15 protein-coding genes are annotated in these 18,630 nt (G+C 61.5%); 3 read left to right on the top strand and 12 right to left on the bottom strand.

From position 1 onward, the window contains the following. Positions 1-59: 59 nt before the first annotated feature. From miaB to BN1724_RS11960, 12 genes are all read right to left on the bottom strand, one after another. Positions 60-1,700 (bottom strand): tRNA (N6-isopentenyl adenosine(37)-C2)-methylthiotransferase MiaB, encoded by a 1,641-nt coding sequence (gene miaB, locus BN1724_RS12015; RefSeq protein WP_084253174.1) that lies wholly within the window; start codon positions 1,698-1,700, stop codon positions 60-62. Between the two features lie 42 nt (positions 1,701-1,742). Continuing rightward, on the bottom strand, positions 1,743-2,312 hold the full coding sequence (locus tag BN1724_RS12010; protein WP_067635266.1) for a regulatory protein RecX: 570 nt from the start codon (positions 2,310-2,312) through the stop codon (positions 1,743-1,745). Positions 2,313-2,428: 116 nt separating this feature from the next. Then, positions 2,429-3,502 carry a recombinase RecA gene (gene recA, locus BN1724_RS12005; protein WP_058235554.1) on the bottom strand — a complete coding sequence of 358 codons (1,074 nt, stop codon included), beginning with the start codon at positions 3,500-3,502 and terminating at the stop codon, positions 2,429-2,431. 315 nt (positions 3,503-3,817) lie between these two features. Next, positions 3,818-4,045 (bottom strand): DUF3046 domain-containing protein, encoded by a 228-nt coding sequence (locus BN1724_RS12000; protein ID WP_058235553.1) that lies wholly within the window; start codon positions 4,043-4,045, stop codon positions 3,818-3,820. Between the two features lie 118 nt (positions 4,046-4,163). Beyond that, complete coding sequence (locus BN1724_RS11995) at positions 4,164-4,472, bottom strand: helix-turn-helix domain-containing protein (RefSeq protein ID WP_058236015.1); 309 nt, start codon at positions 4,470-4,472, stop codon at positions 4,164-4,166. 240 nt (positions 4,473-4,712) lie between these two features. Further along, positions 4,713-5,258 carry a CinA family protein gene (locus tag BN1724_RS11990; RefSeq protein WP_058235552.1) on the bottom strand — a complete coding sequence of 182 codons (546 nt, stop codon included), beginning with the start codon at positions 5,256-5,258 and terminating at the stop codon, positions 4,713-4,715. A 59-nt stretch (positions 5,259-5,317) separates the two neighbouring features. Further along, positions 5,318-5,914, bottom strand: a complete 597-nt coding sequence (gene pgsA / locus BN1724_RS11985; protein WP_058235551.1) for a CDP-diacylglycerol--glycerol-3-phosphate 3-phosphatidyltransferase — start codon at positions 5,912-5,914, stop codon at positions 5,318-5,320. After that, positions 5,911-7,503: a 30S ribosomal protein S12 methylthiotransferase RimO gene (gene rimO, locus BN1724_RS11980; RefSeq protein WP_084253037.1), complete on the bottom strand. Its 1,593-nt coding sequence runs from the start codon at positions 7,501-7,503 to the stop codon at positions 5,911-5,913. The genes pgsA and rimO overlap by 4 nt, the downstream gene beginning before the upstream one ends. A 9-nt stretch (positions 7,504-7,512) precedes the next feature. Continuing rightward, the gene (locus BN1724_RS11975; RefSeq protein ID WP_084253036.1) at positions 7,513-10,371 is read right to left on the bottom strand and encodes an FtsK/SpoIIIE family DNA translocase; all 2,859 of its coding nucleotides are present in this window, start codon (positions 10,369-10,371) and stop codon (positions 7,513-7,515) included. Between the two features lie 51 nt (positions 10,372-10,422). Next, positions 10,423-12,111 carry a ribonuclease J gene (locus tag BN1724_RS11970; RefSeq protein WP_058235550.1) on the bottom strand — a complete coding sequence of 563 codons (1,689 nt, stop codon included), beginning with the start codon at positions 12,109-12,111 and terminating at the stop codon, positions 10,423-10,425. An 87-nt stretch (positions 12,112-12,198) separates the two neighbouring features. Further along, positions 12,199-13,158 carry a 4-hydroxy-tetrahydrodipicolinate synthase gene (dapA, locus tag BN1724_RS11965; protein WP_157085888.1) on the bottom strand — a complete coding sequence of 320 codons (960 nt, stop codon included), beginning with the start codon at positions 13,156-13,158 and terminating at the stop codon, positions 12,199-12,201. A gap of 10 nt (positions 13,159-13,168) precedes the next feature. Beyond that, positions 13,169-13,972: an HAD-IA family hydrolase gene (locus BN1724_RS11960; RefSeq protein ID WP_058235549.1), complete on the bottom strand. Its 804-nt coding sequence runs from the start codon at positions 13,970-13,972 to the stop codon at positions 13,169-13,171. A gap of 533 nt (positions 13,973-14,505) precedes the next feature. Here BN1724_RS11960 and BN1724_RS11955 point away from each other — a divergent pair. The 3 genes from BN1724_RS11955 to BN1724_RS11945 are packed head-to-tail and all read left to right on the top strand — an operon-like array spanning position 14,506 to position 18,490. Then, entirely contained in the window at positions 14,506-15,291 is a 786-nt protein-coding gene (locus BN1724_RS11955; RefSeq protein ID WP_058235548.1) for a DeoR/GlpR family DNA-binding transcription regulator, read from the top strand. Beyond that, positions 15,288-16,391 carry a 1-phosphofructokinase family hexose kinase gene (locus BN1724_RS11950; RefSeq protein ID WP_058235547.1) on the top strand — a complete coding sequence of 368 codons (1,104 nt, stop codon included), beginning with the start codon at positions 15,288-15,290 and terminating at the stop codon, positions 16,389-16,391. Before BN1724_RS11955 ends, BN1724_RS11950 begins: the two co-directional genes overlap by 4 nt. 35 nt (positions 16,392-16,426) lie before the next feature. Beyond that, complete coding sequence (locus tag BN1724_RS11945; protein WP_058235546.1) at positions 16,427-18,490, top strand: PTS fructose transporter subunit IIABC; 2,064 nt, start codon at positions 16,427-16,429, stop codon at positions 18,488-18,490. Positions 18,491-18,630 lie beyond the last annotated feature (140 nt).

The following is an 18,630-nucleotide window of genomic DNA, read 5'->3' as shown; positions in this document are numbered from 1 at the left end:
GCTCTCATCAGCCTTCACCGAGCGCGGGCATTCGACGGCGCCTGCCCATCCTCGATCAGCTACCTAGGACGTATCGTCGGTAATCCGAGCCCGACCGGGCCCTTTGGCTTTGGCGCCCCAGTGCCGCATCCGGCTGACCCGGGATCGTTCGAGTTCGCATCGTGCAGGCGATCCCAGGCATCTCCGGCCCGGGTTCGCCTGATCGAAAACAGGTCTCGGCTCTGGGCGCATTCTGCCGCTGAAATGCTTCGGGCGCTGTCGGCAATGAGGTAATGCGGGGCCGCGCGGGTCACCGTGGTGGTGACGATGTCACCTGGGCGGGGGCGTTCCGCGGCGGGGAGATCTTTGGGTAGGGATAGGTGCACCAGCCGATGGTCGCGGGCGCGACCGGAGATGCGCTCAGTTTCGTGGTCTCGTTGCCCTTCGCCCTCTGCGATCAGGACATCGACCACACGCCCTTCCTGCTTCTGGTTCTCTTCAAACGTGATGCGATCCTGCAAGGCGACTAACCGGTCGTAGCGTTCCCGGACTACCTCTTTAGGAATCTGATCCGCCATGGTCGCCGCAGGGGTGCCGGGACGAATCGAATACTGGAAGGTAAATGCGCTGGAAAACCGGGAGGCTTCCACGACTTCTAGGGTTTTTTCAAAGTCTTCGCCCGTTTCACCGGGGAATCCGACAATCAGGTCTGTGGTGATGGCCGCATGCGGGATTTTGGCACGCACCCGGTCGAGGATGCCGAGGAACTTCGTGGATCGATAAGAGCGTCGCATTGCCTTAAGCACCCGGTCGCTACCGGATTGCAAGGGCATATGCAGCTGCGGCATCACGTTGGGCGTTTCGGCCATCGCGTCAATGACGTCGTCGGTGAACATAGCCGGGTGGGGGCTGGTAAAGCGCAACCGTTCAAGTCCGTCGATCTCTCCGCAGGCTCGCAGCAGTTTCGCGAAGGCCCCACGATCCCCGAATTCCACGCCGTATGAGTTCACGTTTTGACCGAGCAGGGTTACCTCAACCACGCCGTCCTCGACCACTGAGCGGACCTCGGCGAGAATGTCTCCGGGTCGGCGGTCTTTTTCTTTTCCGCGCAGTGACGGGACGATACAGAACGTGCAGGTGTTGTTACAGCCGACCGAGATCGAGACCCATGCGGCGTACGCAGATTCTCGCCGGGTGGGAAGGGTTGAGGGGAAAACATCTAGGGATTCCAGGATTTCGACCTGCGCCTCGTGGTTGTGTCGCGCACGTTCGAGCAATACCGGAAGAGAACCCATGTTGTGGGTACCAAAGACCACATCGACCCAGGGCGCTCGCTCCACAATGGTTGATCGGTCTTTTTGCGCCAGGCATCCACCGACGGCGATTTGCAGGTCACCGTTGAGTTTTTTTGCGGGCAGCAGCTGGCCGAGGTGCCCGTACAGTTTGTTGGCTGCGTTCTCGCGGACAGCACAGGTGTTGTACACCACGACATCGACCCCGCCATCACGCGGGTCAGCTTCTCGAGGGGCGCTGATATACCCTGCGTCTTCGAGCAGACCGGTCAGTCGCTCCGAGTCGTGCACGTTCATTTGACAGCCGAAGGTGCGCACCTGATACGTGCGTTGGCGTGCCGCCGAGCCGGGCGATGAGGCAAAGCTGATGTTTTCATCGTCTCGGGGCTGGACGGACGGAGTGTGCGTGGGTGCTGGTGTGGTCGTCATGGCGTCCCCGATTCTACCGACCGTCATCGTGAGCATAGACCGTCATCGCGAGAGCTCTTCTCGCACCACGCGCTGCGCGAGGCCGGGTGAGAAACCTCGTCGACCTAGCGAATCCACCAGGCGGCGTTTTACACGGCGGGGATCGGTGTGCTGTAAGTCCCCCATGCTCCGCAAACGGCGTTGTACAAGGTCTCGGCACAGCTCTGCCTCATCGGCCACTGCTGTTTCTCGCATCGCTCGGGTGATGTCGTCGGAACTAACTCCTCGGCTGTGAAGCTCTGCGGCCAGTGCTGTGGCCGAGCGATGCCTGCGGCGCTGACGTTGGCTGATCCATGACCGCGCAAATTCGAGGTCGTCAATTAATCCCGCTCGCTCGATGCGTGCAAGACACTCCTCGGCGAGTTCCGGTGTGACATCGCGGCGTTGTAGCGCTTCGGCGAGTTCATACCGTGACCTACGGCGATCAGCCAGTAAACGCATAAGATAGCGGCATTGGGCGACCACCTCGCGCTCGAATGCGGCCACCTCCGCGGTGATCGTGGGTTTTTGGGCCTGCAGATGCTCAATGTGACCGGCGAGTTCCTTCACCGCCTCAGCATGTTCGTCGAGCATCACAGACCATCTCACCTACTTCTCTCCGCTTGACAGTGCACGCACCGGCGCCGGTGAGACTTACCGCCAAACCGGCTGACCCGTGCGCACACCTACCGTCATCAAATTTTTCCGCATCAGATCTTTGCCGGTACGTCATCATCGATGAATTCATCATCCGACGCGTCCGCGCCAGCGACCTCAGCTGCATAGGGACCGATGCCGAGGGTCCGCAGAATCTTTTGTTCAATCTCCGCGGCGAGATCGGGGTTATCCCTAAGGAAGGTGCGAGCATTTTCCTTGCCCTGGCCCAGCTGATCCCCTTCATAGGTGAACCAAGCGCCGGACTTACGCACGATCCCATGCTCAACACCCAGGTCAATCAATCCACCTTCACGGGAAATACCCACTCCGTAGAGGATGTCGAATTCAGCCTGCTTGAAGGGCGGGGCCATCTTGTTTTTGACCACCTTCACCCGGGTGCGGTTGCCGACCGGGTTGGAACCCTCTTTCAACGTCTCAATGCGGCGGATATCCATGCGCACCGAAGCGTAGAACTTCAAAGCTTTACCACCGGTCGTCGTCTCCGGGCTGCCGAAGAACACGCCGATTTTCTCGCGAAGCTGGTTAATGAAGATCGCAGTGGTTCCCGAGGTCGACAGAGCGCCGGTGAGCTTGCGCAGCGCCTGCGACATCAGCCGGGCCTGCAAACCGACGTGGGAATCACCCATCTCACCCTCGATCTCAGCCTTGGGCACCAGCGCAGCCACTGAGTCGATCACGACGATATCCAAAGCGCCTGAGCGCACCAGCATGTCGGCAATCTCCAGGGCCTGTTCCCCGGTATCCGGCTGCGAGACCAGCAGGGAATCCGTGTCGACGCCAAGTTTCTTGGCGTACTCGGGATCGAGCGCGTGTTCAGCGTCGATAAAAGCTGCGATGCCGCCATTGCGCTGCGCATTAGCGACCGCATGCAAGGCGACCGTCGTCTTACCGCTGGATTCCGGCCCGTAGATCTCCACAATCCGGCCCCTCGGAATACCGCCAATACCCAGCGCCACATCCAAGGCAACCGAACCGGTCGGAATAACCTCCACCGGGGGCCGGGTGTCATCACCCAAGCGCATGATCGACCCTTTGCCGAACTGGCGATCGATCTGGGCGAGAGCCGCATCGAGGGTGGAGGCGCGTTCTTTCTTCGCTGCTGCCATCTGGTGTCCTTCCGCTGGGCTACGGTCTGTAGCCACTGGTGTCGTGGTCTGTCATGAACCACGGTAGGACGGCCCTATGACATTCGAGCCAAAGCCTCAGGCGGTGTGGACGAGTACGCAATCCCCAACCGTGGTTCGCTGCTCACACGATAGACCGAACATATGTTCGATGACAATCCGAACACGGCTGACTAGCCGACTCACGCCCCGAGCAACCCCCAGACCTCAGCCGCACAGCCGATCACCACCGCATACTGGGCGCCGCGAGCAAGCCCGGCGCGGCCACAGCGGCGACCATCATAAAGGCCACCGCTATCACCGAGCCCGGCGACGCTCCTCAGGCAGCTCCCACCGCTCAGACTCCGGAACATCGTGCGCATCACATAGAGCAACCCACACATCCCGCACATTCTCGCCGCGAGATAAGGCGTCATCCGCACTCACATACCCATACGGAGCCAGCAGCGTTTCCGCGCAGTACGTGCGCGCGAGCGCAGGCCCAAATACATGATCCGCGAGTACCTGAAAGCGACTACGTCGCATAAAGAAATCCTTGTGTCGCCGACGTCTCAGACATTACGCAAATACCTGCGGGCACAGCCTGCCCTGCGTCAGCCTGCGATATCGCATGACAAGATCTCGCATGACAACGTGCGTGCGCTTAACGCGCACCGACCAGGCCGCCATGCAGCGAGTCCCCAAGGTCATCGGGAACCGTGTCAGGAATCACAACCCCTTCCGCTACGGCAATGCGGTCCGACACCTCTCGCAGAACAAACGACATCGGCATCCCCAGCGCATGACAGACCGAGGACAGCAGCTCCGAAGATGCTTCCTTTTGCCCCCGCTCAATTTCACTGAGGTAGCCGAGCGACACCCGGGCCGCCTGCGATACCTGCCGCAACGTCCGACCCTGCTGGCGACGAACATCGCGCAGGACATCGCCAAGTTCCTGCCGGAAAACCACCACGGGACGTCCTCCTCCCTTCACCAGCACTCCTTTCACAGCCCCTGGACGGGTAGATGGCCGATGCGGCCTGCGTGATCCAATCACAGATCCGCCGGGGCGTGCAGAAGGTCCACGGTACGTGGTCTCAAAACTTTTCACATCCCCAATAACGCGTGAACCCGCGTCAGTGTTCCTGATTGTAAGCATGGACACGATGAGAAGCGTTCTCAGTCTGCGGTAGCACCGCCAGGCGCCGACCGGTTACGACCCCGTCAGCATCTCTCGCGCCAATGCTAAAGCAGCGCCCACCGCACATTCGCGCACCTGCATTCGAGACCGCTCAACCCGCCCATCTTCTAGTCCCGACGACACTGCACCAAAGTATCCCCGCGATCGTACAGATTCGACACCCGCCACCGCGACCCAGAACGTTCCGCTTGGCAGCCCCCGCGCATCCGGGCCAGGACCTGCGACACCGGTCGTAGCGAGGCCAATATCGGCGCCCATAGCTCTGCGCACTCCTTCGGCCATAGCTTCGGCCACATGCGCGGTCACCGCACCGGTCCGAGCTAGCGACTCCTCCGAGACACCGAGCAAAGAGGTTTTCATCACCAAGGCATAGGCGACGATACCTCCGCGTACCACCGCGCTCGCTCCCGGGATGTCAACCAATCTCGCCGTGAGCATCCCGCCGGTCAAAGATTCTGCACAGGCCACGGTAAGGTGCCGAGCCGACGCAGCCGCCAAAAGCAACTGGGCGTCATCGGCTGCTAAGCAGCATGCCAGGTCGCGGCGCTCTGCCTCCATCGGTTGCCATCACCTCCAGATTGACGCATCCACCTGTCCACCTGCCCACAGAGTTTCGTCTAGTTCGACGGTGCGTCTCCAGCCAACGCTTTTTTGCGCAGTCGGACACCGTCTACTACGTTCACCGCGCCCGACCACAGCGTGAGGATCAGCGCGATCACAATCAACGTGAGACCAAACCACCGTGCCGGGCTCCACCACAGTTCCAGCGGAAGCAAACAGATGGTGATTGCCAACGACTGCATCATCGTTTTGGCCTTACCAGCCATATTCGCGGGCAGCGCACCGTAGCGCAGGATCGTAAACCGCATCACCGTGATGCCGATTTCCCGGATCAAGATCAACACGGTGATCCACCAGGGCACATAGTCCCACACCGAAAGCACAATCAGTGCAGCACCGGTGATCGCCTTGTCGGCGATCGGATCCACGATTTTTCCGAAATCTGTGACCAAACCGCGCGAACGGGCCAGATGCCCGTCCAAAAAGTCCGTCACCATGGCGACCACGAAAATAAGCGTTGCCAGCAGGCGCCAGGCAGGCTGTTCATCATGCGGCCAGGCAATCACTAAGAAAATGGGCACCATCACGCAACGCACCACGGTCAGCACATTGGCGACGTTCCACAGCGGCGGTCCCTGCCGGGTCGTGTTCATGCGATCACCTCAGCGTGCAGATCGACTCCCTCAGCGCCGACAATCCTCACCGGCACAAACCGTCCGATCGGAAGTTCACCGATCACAGACGTGGTGCCGTCCACTTCGGGACCTTGCGGACCGATCCGGCCAACGCTCATCAGTTGGGCATCGCCTCCGGCAACGGAGTCTGCGGACACATCACCAGTGTCCTGCTCTGCCACCTCTTCGACCAGGAGCGGATGTTCCTCACCCACCCGGTCCCATGCCCGCTGCTCGGTGAGCTCCTCCACCAGCTGATCAATATGGGCACGACGAGCCTCAATCTCTTCCGGGCTCAATGCACCATCCAGCTGCGCTGCTTCGGTGCCTTCCTCGTCGGAGTACCCGAACACCCCTACCACATCCAGCCGCGCCTGGGCAAGGAAGCGTTCCAGCTCATCCAAGTCGGCCTGCGTTTCACCCGGGAAGCCGACGATCACATTGGTGCGCAGTCCAGCGTGTGGGCTGGCTGCCCGGATCCGACCGATCAAATCAAGGAACTGTTCGCGCGAACCAAACCGCCGCATTCGACGGAGTAGCGGAGCTGACGCATGCTGGAATGACAGGTCAAAATACGGTGCCACCTTAGGAGTCTGAGTCATGGCCTCTAACAAGCCGGGCCGTACCTCAGCGGGCTGAAGGTAAGACACCCGGATCCGCTCTAGACCGGGGATGTCCGCAAGCTGTGGCAATAGCCGGTCAAGACCCTGGATATCACCGAAATCTTTGCCGTAGCTGGTCGAATTTTCCGACACCAAGAATGCTTCGCGCACCCCCTGATCCGCTAACCAGCGTGCCTCTTGGAGAATGTCCTCCGGCGTCCGAGAGATGAACGCGCCTCGGAAGGAGGGGATCGCGCAAAAAGCGCAGCGCCGATCACAACCCGACGCGATTTTCAGCGGAGCCCAGGGACGAGCGTTCAAACGCTGGCGCACCGTGCGCGGAGCACCACCGTACCCGCCCTCACCGACCGGCATATGCCCGGGAACCGCCAGATCCCCAGCCTCGACCACGGCTCGTCGTCGCACCGGCGAGACCGGAAGCATCGTGCGACGGTCCACCGGCAGATGAGAGGCCGGGCGTTGACCAGCCAAGATACCCGTCAGAGACTGCGCCAACGAGGTGTAACTGTCAAAGCCGAGCACCGCATCCGCTTCCGGCAGGGAGTCAGCGAGCTGCTGGCCATACCGTTCAGCCATGCACCCCACCGCCACCACCGCCTGGGTGCGAGCGGTCTGATCGGTTTTCAGATCGGCAGCCTCCAATAGGGCGTCGATCGAATCCTTTTTGGCGGCCTCAACAAACCCGCAGGTGTTGACCACCGCCACATCCGCATCGGACGCGTCATCCACGAGCCGCCAGCCGCCAGCCGCCAAACGCCCGGCCAGCTCCTCCGAATCAACCTCGTTGCGCACACACCCCAGAGTCACCAAGGCGACAGTCCGGTCGGTAGCATCCGAAATCAACGGCGACGAATCATGGGATGCCTGCTGCACTCCCTGGCGGACGGACTTGTCGGGGAGGACGGACGCAGAGACGTTCGGCTCGGCAAGCTGGTTGGGTGGCATCTGCCCAGCTTACCTTCGGTCCGTCAGCTGCCAGGCGTCCTCATCCGAGGCCGACTCATCGTAATAATTCCTTGATGAATCGACTCCGACGCCACCGTCGCCCGATCCGAACTGTTCGGTGCTCTCCTCGTTAGCCGGTGCGTGAGACGCCGGTTCCTCTCCCCTGATCAGGGCGAGTGCCTGCGGCAGATCGTCGGGGTGAACCAGAACATCCCGAGCCTTAGACCCTTCGGACGGACCCACGATCTCACGAGACTCCAGCAAGTCCATTAACCGACCAGCTTTGGCGAAGCCGACCCGCAGTTTGCGCTGCAACATTGAGGTCGAACCAAATTGCGTGGTGATAACCAGTTCGGCCGCCTGCAACAGCACGTCGAGATCGCCGCCGATGTCGTCATCAATCTGCTTCTTTGCCGCAGCGACCGTGACATCCTCGCGATAGGCGGGCTTCATTTGGGCCTTCACATGGTCAACCACCTTGTGAATTTCCGACTCGTTGACCCACGCGCCCTGCACTCGCATCGGCTTAGCCACGCCCATTGGATGGAACAGGGCATCACCCTGGCCGATCAGTTTCTCAGCGCCCGGGGAGTCCAGAATCACTCGTGAGTCCTGCAGCGACGAGGTGGCAAACGCGAGGCGGCTAGGCACATTGGCCTTAATAATGCCGGTGACCACGTCCACGCTGGGACGCTGCGTCGCGAGCACCAGGTGAATACCGGCGGCGCGGGCCAGCTGGGTGATGCGCTGAATCGAAGATTCGACATCGCGCGGGGCAACCATCATCAAATCCGCGAGCTCATCGACAACAACCAGCAAATAGGGGTACGGCGCGAGTTTGCGTTCGCTGCCCGGGGGGATCTTCACCGTGCCCGAACGGATCGCCTTATTGAAGTCGTCAATGTGCTTGTATCCGAAAGCCGCCAAGTCGTCGTAGCGGGTATCCATTTCCCGGACCACCCATTCAAGCGCCTCAGCTGCTTTCTTGGGATTAGTGATGATCGGCGTGATCAGATGCGGAATGCCTTCGTAAATGGTGAGTTCCACCCGCTTCGGATCGACCAGCACCATCCGCACTTCCTCAGGGGTAGCACGCATCAGAATCGAGGTGATCATTGAATTCACGAAGCTCGACTTACCCGCACCGGTGGCACCGGCCACCAGCAGATGCGGCATCTTCGCAAGGTTCGCGGTGATAAACCCGCCCTCGACATCTTTACCGATCCCCATCAGCATCGGATGCTCATTGCCGCGCGCTATCGGCGAGCGCAGCACATCGCCCAGCGCCACGTTTTCACGGTCGGCATTGGGAATCTCAATACCGATCGCTTTCTTTCCGGGGATCGGCGAGAGAATCCGCACGTCCGCACTCGCCACCGCATAGGCGATGTTCTTACTGAGAGCGGTGATCTTCTCAACTTTGGTTCCAGCGCCGAGTTCCACCTCGTACCGCGTGACGGTCGGCCCCCTGGTAAACCCGGTGACCTGCGCGTTAATCCCGAACTGGTCAAACACTTCGGTAAGCGCAGCCACCACATGATCGTTGGCTTCCGAGCGGGTTTTGTGCGGAGGGCCTTCGACTAAGAATGCCGGGTCAGGCAGGGTGTAGACAATGTCGCCGGACAGCTCGAGTTGCTCCCCAGAGCGCGGAAGAAGGCCCAGCGGGGGCGGTTCCAATGGCGTGGTCTCAGCGGTCTCAACGGGCTGAGTCTCATCGTGAGCGGCTTTTCCACGAGATTTTTTCAACGCGTCAGCAGCACGCGGAAACCGTTTACGCCGAGCGGTCGCTTCTTCAACGTCCTCTTCCTGATCGCCCAACACAGCCGTCACCAGCGCTTCAGTGCCTTGGTGCGAAGAAGCTGCCGAATCGAGGTCGAGTTTGGTGGTCGCAACCTCCGCGCCGCGCACGAAGGGTTCGTCCCCCACGTAACCGAAGCTGTCGTGATCCAGGTTCTCCTGGGCGTCGGCCTTCGATTTCTTCTGCCCACGGCGTCTGCGTTTCAGCAGCGAGGACGGTCCACTCTCCGACGGCTCAGCGTCGACACCAGTGCGCTCCAGCGTCTCCGTCTTAGCTTCATCCGTCTCACGGCGAATATCCCGACGGCGCGGCCGCAGCCCAAACTGCTCCCGTTCCTCATGTTCGGCATCGGATTGCCCGACCAGACGCCGATACACCCCCATCAGCGTGCGCGGAATCGACTCCAACGGCGTCGCGGTCAGGATGAGCACTGAAAACAGTGCCACCACCGCGTAGATCGTGACCACGAATGGGGCGGGCATCAGGGTCAGCAGCGGAGCCGCAGCCAAATAGCCGAGCACCCCACCTCCGCGCGAAAGCGCCTCAATGCCCGAGGCGGGCTCCGGCATCTGACGAGCAATCGAGGCGATGGCCGCAAACGCCATCAAAAACAGCATGATGCCGATCGCAATGCGGGCATTGGCGTGCACTAAATCCGGCCTGCGGAACATGCGAATAGCCCAGCCCGCTAACAAGACCGGCAGCACCACTGCAATTAACCCGAAGGTACCTCCGGCAACCGCGTGAACAGCCTCGAAAATCGATCCCGAAACCTGCCACCATTCACGGATCGCAACCAGCACCGCAATCGCAAGCAAGAACAGCCCGTATCCGTCCCGTCTCATCTCATACGGGACGGGTCGAGCTTCCACACCTATACCGCGCACAAAACCGCCAACCGCGCGTGCCACCGCGAGATACCCGGTTCTCACGGCGCGGATCGGAAGCGGAAGCGTCGAGGGGTCGCCGGGCGGCGCGGCGGAGCGACCCGAACCTCGGGCCCCTCCGGCTGAACCGGTACGAGACGAGCCTTTCGACGCACGTGCGGGGGAAGTCGTACGTGTCGCCATGCTTCTCAATCTACCGTGCCGACGGGCAGGCGCCGAGACCTGTGGGCAGATTTACGCTTCAACCACGACCGGAATAATCATCGGCTTGCGACGAAGCCGCTGCGAGACCCACCGGCCCACTACCCGTCGCATTACCTGCTGCAACTGGTGAGTGTCATGGTCGGCACTATCGCGCACCGCGCGCTCCAACGCCGTCACCAAATCCGGTTTGATGTCCTCGAATACCTCATCATCCTCGGCGAATCCACGGGCGTGGATTTCAGGGCCGGCAATAATTGTGCCGGTCTTAGAGTTGACCACCGCGAACAACGAGATGAACCCTTCGTCGCCAAGAATCCGACGATCCTTCAGGTCCGCTTCGGAAATCTCCCCGACGCTAGAACCATCGACATACACGTACCCACACGGCACCTCGCCGACCACTTTGGCGACCCCGTCGCAAAGATCCACGACATGCCCGTCGCGGGCCAGCACAATGTTCTTCTCGCCGATTCCCACTTTCTGAGCGATCCGCGCGTTGGCAATGAGGTGTCGGATCTCACCGTGAACGGGCATAACGTTCTTCGGGCGCAAAATGTTGTAGCAGTAGGTCAGCTCCCCCTCGGAGGCGTGACCAGACACATGCACCCGCGCGCTCGCCTGATGCACGACCTCAGCGCCGAGCGCCATCAACCCGTTAACCACCCGGAACACCGCATTTTCATTTCCCGGAATGAGCGACGACGCGAGGATCACGATGTCACCGTCCGCCACGGAAATGCGATGGTCCCGGTTGGCGATACGTCCCAGCGCAGCCATCGGTTCTCCCTGGCTGCCGGTGCACATGAGCACAATCCGGTCATCGGGAAGATCACCGAGCTTCTTCACATCCACCAGCACGTCCTTGGGCACGCTGAGGTAGCCCATATCGGCGGCGATCGTCATATTGCGCACCATGGAGCGCCCCACGAACGCCACCTTGCGGTCATGCGCGGCGGCGGCATCCAACACCTGCTGCACCCGGTGGACATGGCTGGAAAACGAAGCCACCACGATTTTCTGGGTAGCGCGAGCGAAAATACCGTCGAGAACAGGGCCGATTTCGCGCTCGGCGACCGTAAATCCGGGGACCTCAGCATTGGTTGAGTCCACCATAAACAGGTCCACACCGCGCTCGCCGAGCCGGGCGAAGGCGCGCAGATCGGTGATCCGGCCGTCCAGCGGCAGCTGATCCATTTTGAAGTCGCCGGTGTGGAGCACGGTGCCCGCTGCGGTGCTAATGGCGACGGCCAATGCATCCGGAATGGAGTGGTTGACGGCGATGAACTCGCAGCTAAACGGTCCGAGCTTTTCCGTCTGCCCTTCTGTGACTGCAAGCGTGTACGGGGTGATGCGATGTTCTTTAAGCTTGGCCTCGACGAGTGCGAGGGTGAGCTGGGACCCGACCAGCGGAATATCTGGTTTCAGCCGCAGCAGATAGGGAACTGCTCCAATGTGGTCTTCGTGCCCGTGGGTGAGGACAACGGCAATGACATCATCGAGCCGATCCCGGATGTAGTCGAAGTCGGGAAGAATCAGGTCTACTCCGGGCTGCGATTCTTCGGGGAACAACACTCCGCAGTCCACGATCAGCAGCCGCCCATCAATTTCGAGGACCGCCATATTGCGTCCGACCTCGCCAAGTCCCCCCAGGGGGACGATACGCAAGGTGCCATCAGCTAGCGGAGGCGGGGGCGTCAATTTGGTAGAGAAAGCGGTCATGCAAAGGCTCCTTAGGGCCGGGGATGGTCGTGGACGCCCCCGCGCAGAACGGGTCAAGGGCGTCTGTTCTTGGTGGCGACGCCGACCTCAGATCAAGGCGTCAAGGGTTTCGAGCGCGGCCCGCACGTCAGTCAGCAATACCTCTCGTTCCCGGGGTGAGGGACCAGTGAGCGGTGACCGCACCACATCGTGGGGCAAGGACCCCTCGGCGGCGAGAACGGTCTTCACAGCGACCAGGCCGGGCATACGAGTCATAATCGCCTCGACCAGCGGGGCGAGTGCGCGGTGCAGCATAGCGGCTCTTTGAACATCGCCGGTGTCGTGTGCGGCGATCAGCGCCGCATGAGCAGCGGGGGCAAGATGAGCAACCACCGACACAATGCCACTGGCACCGATCGCGAGCCACGGTAGATTGAGGGCGTCCTCGCCGCTGTAGAAGCACAGATCGGTGCGCGCCATCACCAGGCTGGACTGCAGGAGGTCACCTTTTGCGTCTTTAACCGCGATAATCCGCGGATGTTCGGCGAGTGTCAGCAAGGTGTCATAGCTCAGGGCGACGGCGCTGCGGCCGGGAATGTCATACAGCGCCACCGGCAGCTCCGCGGCATCGGCTACCGCGAGCAGGTGGGTCCTCAAACCGTCCTGGGAAGGCTTGGAGTAGTACGGGTTGACCACGAGTAACCCGTCAGCCCCTGCCTTGGTCGCCTCATCAGCCAGATGCAGGGTATGCCGGGTGTCATTGGTCCCAACCCCAGCCATGATTTTCACTTGGGGTCCGACCGCCTCGCGCACGGCGCGAATTAGAGACGTTTTCTCACCATCGGAGGTAGTGGGGGCCTCTCCGGTGGTGCCGTTGATGGTGAGCCCATCGCAACCGTGATCGACGAGATGCCGGGCGAGTCGTTGCGCAGCGTCGAGGTCGATCCGCTCTCCGTCAGAGGTAAACGGCGTCACCATCGCGACGGTGACGCACCCGAAAGGGCGGTCCGGGCAAGGGCTGGACGAGATCGGGTGCGCGGCCGAGGGCGTCGGGGTCGTGTCGTTCATGCCGGTCAGCCTAGTCTGTTGGGCTGTCAAGAGGTGCGGTCACGCGGAGCATGTCTCCGCACCGATTCACCGTCAGGTCAGCGAGGGAACTGACCACAGTGCGTGCAAGCCTGCGCAGATCGTGCACCTGGCTGGTGTGGGAGACGGCGATGGCCTGCGCACCTGCGGCGCGGGCGGAGAGTAAACCTCCAACCGCATCCTCCAGCACTAAACAGTCAGCGGGATCGACCCCGAGACGGCGGGCGCCTTCGAGATACGGGTCTGGTTCAGGTTTGCCGACGAGCACCTGATCGACAGTGACGGTGTGCGCCGGAACAGGGAGCCCGGTCGCACCCCACCTCGCCTGAAACAACGGAGTCGTGCACGAGGTGACAATGGTCCACACCTCTTTACCGATCTCCTCCCCCAGCGCCGTAAGACGGTCAAGCAGTTCGACAGTGCCGGGGAGCACGGTCACCCCGTCGAGGTCTTCGGTCTCAAGGGTTTCAATACGTGCGAATGCATCCTCGACCTCATCGTCAGTCAGGCTTGGGATTGCGTGGCGAAGCACGGTGCGAGCGGGCATGCCGTGTAGGGCGGGACGATAGGTGAGAGGTTGCCCGTCGGCGTCTTTGGCACCGAGTTCAACGAAGAGGCGGTTCCAGCAGCGCAACACGGCCGGACCGGAATCAATCAGGGTGCCGTCCATATCGAGCAAGAGCGCCGCTACGTCGAGGGTCAGCTCGGCATCGCTGGCCGTCGGGGCACTGTTGCGAGATGGAACGAGGTGAGGCTGTGCGCTCGGGGGATCAGCGAGGTGGTGATGATCGGTCACTCCCCCAATCTCTCATATCTCGCCGGTCATCCTGCTATCCCGGCTGATCCTGAAGCGACCTAGATCGCTAAAACTCTCCAGTTCGCACTACCGTTCATCGCCAATAGCAGCATTATTGCCGCCCTACCGTAGACCTCCTCACAGGTAGCAGCACGTCTCCACGATGACACACCATGGTGGCGCCTATGTCGATGCCTCCATAGACCTGCATCCGTCCAAGCTGGGGCCTCTTGTACACCAACACATTTGGCCGGTGTCGGCCGGCCATACGTTCTGCGGGTCCAACGGCGTCACTGTCATGGACCCGAGCCGGCGAGTAGCAGCCAACGACTTGGGAACGCACCTCTCACTATTTTTCTTCGTCAATTTTTACCTCTGACCAGTAGGTCAACAGTTATTCGGGTAAAAAACCGCATGATCCCAAACGATCCCGCAAAATCTCGCGTACACTCGAGTCACGCAAGGAGAAAATCCCAACCTCTCACCACCGGCCCACACCCCATACCGGATACCGCCCACCCCGCAGGAGCAGCATGTTCGCCGAAGAACGACACGCCCGAATCCTGACGGAGCTCACCCGCCACGGCACCGTAACAGTCTCAGGACTATCCGAGTCGTTCAACGTGAACTCCGAAACGATTCGTCGAGACCTCGCCCAACTAGCCCGCGCCGGACAACTTCGCCGGGTCCACGGCGGTGCCGTCGCCCTCGGGGTCACAGCAGGCGACGAACCCTCACTAGCCACCCGGATTAGCGCCCATTCCCACGAAAAACAACGCATTGGGGAAGCCGCCGCCCGAGAAATCGCCCGGCTCAAAGTGCGCTCTGTGGCTTTAGATGCAGGCTCAACCACCGTCTGCCTCGGCCAGGCCCTGCTCTCAACCCCCTCTCCCCGCGATCTTCCCTGGCATATCGTCACCCACTCCCTGACCGTCGCGAGCGTGCTCGCCCCCCATCAGCAGGCCGTGGTCGATCTGGTGGGAGGACGCGTGCGGCCTCTCACCGAAGCAGCGGTTGGTGCCGCCACCTGCTCAGCCTACGAACTGATGCGCCCCGATATCGCGGTGCTCGGCGCCAACGGGCTCTCGGCAGGATTTGGGTTATCCACTCCCGATCCCCACGAAGCCGATGTCAAACGTGCCCTAGCCCAAGCTGGTCAAACAGTGATGGCGCTCGTAGACTCCTCAAAATTCGGGGTGGAAACTCTGGCTCACATCATCTCGCTGGACCAGCTCGACATTCTGATCTGCGACGCCGAACCGCCATCCGACCTCGCCGAAGAATTAGCGGCGCACGACGTCCAGGTGGTGTTGGCATGATCCTCACCCTGACCGCCAACCCGTCACTCGACCGCACAGTGAGCCTCACCAGCTCCCTCAAGCGCGGCGAGGTGCAACGTTTCGCCTCAGTGCGCGAGGACCCCGGAGGCAAAGGGGTCAATGTCACCCGTGCACTCGTCACGTGCGGAATCCCGTCCTGCGCAGTCCTGCCCGGCGGCCCCAATGACCCAGTCGTCACCGGACTGCACCGTGCTGGAATCCCCATCGCAACCGCCCCAATCACCGAGCCCTTACGCACTAATCTCACGCTGACCGAACCGGATGGTACCACCACCAAGCTCAACGCCCAGGGGCCGCCATTGAGCGAGAACACTCTGCGCGAACTCACCACCCTGTTGATCGGAGTTCACCCGTCATTCAATGACAACGAAGCACTGTTGACCGACAACCGAACCGTATCGATCAACAACCACACATTCAGGCCCGAAAATAACGCGCAAGCTCCGCTTCTGCGCAACGGCACCGGCCCCGCCAACGGCGATGCCCCGCAGACGCAAGGACCAGCGCATATCCCCTCCTGGATTGCCCTGTGTGGCTCCCTCCCTCCTCAGGTTCCCCCGCATTTTTACCGAGACCTAATCAGCACCGTCCGTCAGACAAACCCTCAGATTCGCTGCGCTCTGGACACCTCAGGACCCCCACTGCGCGAGGCCGTCCTCGCCTCCCACCGGCCAGCCCTCATCAAACCCAACGCCGAAGAACTGACTCAGATACTCGGCCATGGCGATCCGGCACAGCTTGAACAAAACCCAGCATCGGTAGCTTCACTCGCCCGAGACTTGATCGGCTCCGGCTTAGAGGCCGTGCTGGTCACTCTCGGCGGAGCCGGAGCAGTGCTGGTCACCACCGCCGGAGCCTGGCACGCCTGCGCCCCGAAGATCACAGTCCGCTCTACCGTCGGTGCCGGAGACTGCTCCCTAGCGGGTTACCTCACCGGACGACTCCTCGGCGACGACGAACCTAGCTGCCTACGACGAGCCGTAGCCCACGGGTCAGCCGCCGCAGCCCTACCCGGCACCGCCATGCCGACACCGGATTTGATCCGCCCAGACGCCGTCACCGTGACCTCAATCCCCTAACCGAGCACCACCACTCTTCACAGAAAGACACCACCATGACCGACCTCATCACCGCGGACCTCGTGTCCCTCGATGCCGACAGCGGCGACGGTTCCGACCGGTTCCGGGTTATTCGCGCAATGGCCGCGCGAATCGCAGCAAAAGGCCGCGCGAGCGATGCCGAGCAGCTCTTTGCCGACGCAAAAGCCCGCGAAGCCCAAACCGACACCGGTATCCCCGGCGGCATCGCCATCCCCCACTGCCGAAGCAGCGCGGTCAGCGAACCCACCATCGCCATGTCGCGGCTCAACCCGCCGGTTGCTTGGGGCGCCGACGACGGACCGGCCGATCTCGCCTTCTTTATCGCCGTTCCCGACGGCGCCGATCAGCAGCATCTTGTTCTGCTCTCCAGTCTTGCGCGAGCTCTGGTTCGCCCTGAGTTCACCGCCTCCTTACGGGATGCCTCCTCGGCCAATGAAATCGTGCAGCTGGTCAACCAGGCCATTCATCCCGAGCCTGCATCGCAGACCCCGCCCACATCCACCAACCGCGATACCGCCGCAACCTCCGATCACGAACGCGACACCTCCGCGCCAGCCAACGCCGATACGTCAGGCGGACAGACCGGATCCGCACAAACCGTGCGTCTGGTTGCCGTCACTGCCTGCCCCACTGGAATCGCCCACACCTACATGGCCGCTGACTCGCTCGCAGCCACGGCTCAAAGCATGGGGATCGATCTGCAGGTGGAAACCCAAGGATCCGCGGGTAGCAAACCCCTGCCCCAATCGGTGATCGATGCAGCCGACGCTGTCATCTTCGCGGTGGAAGTCGATGTCCGCGATAAGCATCGTTTCGCCGGAAAACCCGTCGTGAACGCCTCGGTCAAACGCGGCATCGACGAACCAAAAGTGCTGATTGAACAGGCCGTGCAGGCAGCGGCTGACCCGTCCGCAACCCGCGTGCTCGCCACCACCTCCGAACGCACCGATGGCGCCTCGGAATCTTCGGCGAGCTCCGAGTCGTTTGGGCGACGGCTGAAAAAAGCCCTCCTGACCGGCGTCTCCTACATGATTCCGTTCGTCGCAGGCGGCGGGTTGCTCATAGCACTCGGTTTCCTGCTCCTTGGCCCGCACGGAACCATCGAGATGGATCCGGACACCGTGCTCAAGAACGCCAGCCTATTTAACCTCGGCGACGTTTCGCTGAACATTTACCTCGGTAACGCCATGGTGAAAATCGGCCAATTGTCAATGGGCTTCTTAGTCCCCGCGCTCGCCGGATACATCGCCTACGGCCTGGCCGACCGGCCGGGTATCGCCCCCGGTTTTGTTGCGGGATCTGTCGCTTCCTTTATGGGGGCCGGGTTCCTCGGTGGCATTCTCGGCGGTATCCTCGCCGGCATCCTGGCCTACTACCTCGCACAGATGAAAGTGCATCGTTACCTGCGTGGTCTCATGCCGGTTGTCATTATTCCGCTGTTGACCTCGCTGGTCGTCTCCGGAGTGCTTCTCCTGTTCCTTGGGCATCCAATTGCCTTCGTCATGAATGCCATGACCGACGGGCTGAACTCCATGACCGGAGCCCAAGCGATTCTGCTTGGCATTCTGCTGGGCGTGATGATGGGTTCTGACCTCGGCGGTCCCATTAACAAAGTGGCCTATTCCTTTGCAGTCGCTGGGCTCGGAACCGCCACCGCAGCTGATCCGGGTGCCTGGCGGATCATGGCCGCCGTGATGGGAGCGGGCATGGTTCCACCGCTAGGGATGGCGCTGGCCACGGTCATTCGGCGCCGCTGGTTTACCGTTGCGGAACGGGAAAATGGCACGGCCGCATTTTTCCTCGGTTCGTTCTTCATCACTGAAGGTGCCATTCCGTTTGCGGCCGCCGATCCTTTCCGCGTTATTCCAGCCTCCATCGTTGGGTCTGGCGTGACGGGCGCATTGGTGATGGCCTTTGACGTCACGCTGACTGCACCTCACGGGGGTTTCGTGGTCGGATTCGCCATCGGACACTTCGGCTGGTTTATCGCATCGGTCGCCATCGGAGCTATCGTCACCGCTGCCGTCGTGATTGCGCTTAAGCGGATTGGACGGCGTCCCGCTGCGGCCGCGGCATAGATCCCGGTCCACCGAGGTCGCAGCGCAGGCCCAGTCGAGTGCAGTCGCGGCGTAGATCCCGGTCCATAGACAAAGCTCCGAGTGCGGCCCAACCATAACGGGCTAGCGTGCACCCCTTGATGACAGTCCCGGTCCATATC

Source organism: Devriesea agamarum (assembly GCF_900070355.1).
Lineage (GTDB): Bacteria > Actinomycetota > Actinomycetes > Actinomycetales > Dermabacteraceae > Devriesea > Devriesea agamarum.
Note: the sequence above shows the minus strand (reverse complement) of the source record. Positions and strands in the feature narration are given on the sequence as shown.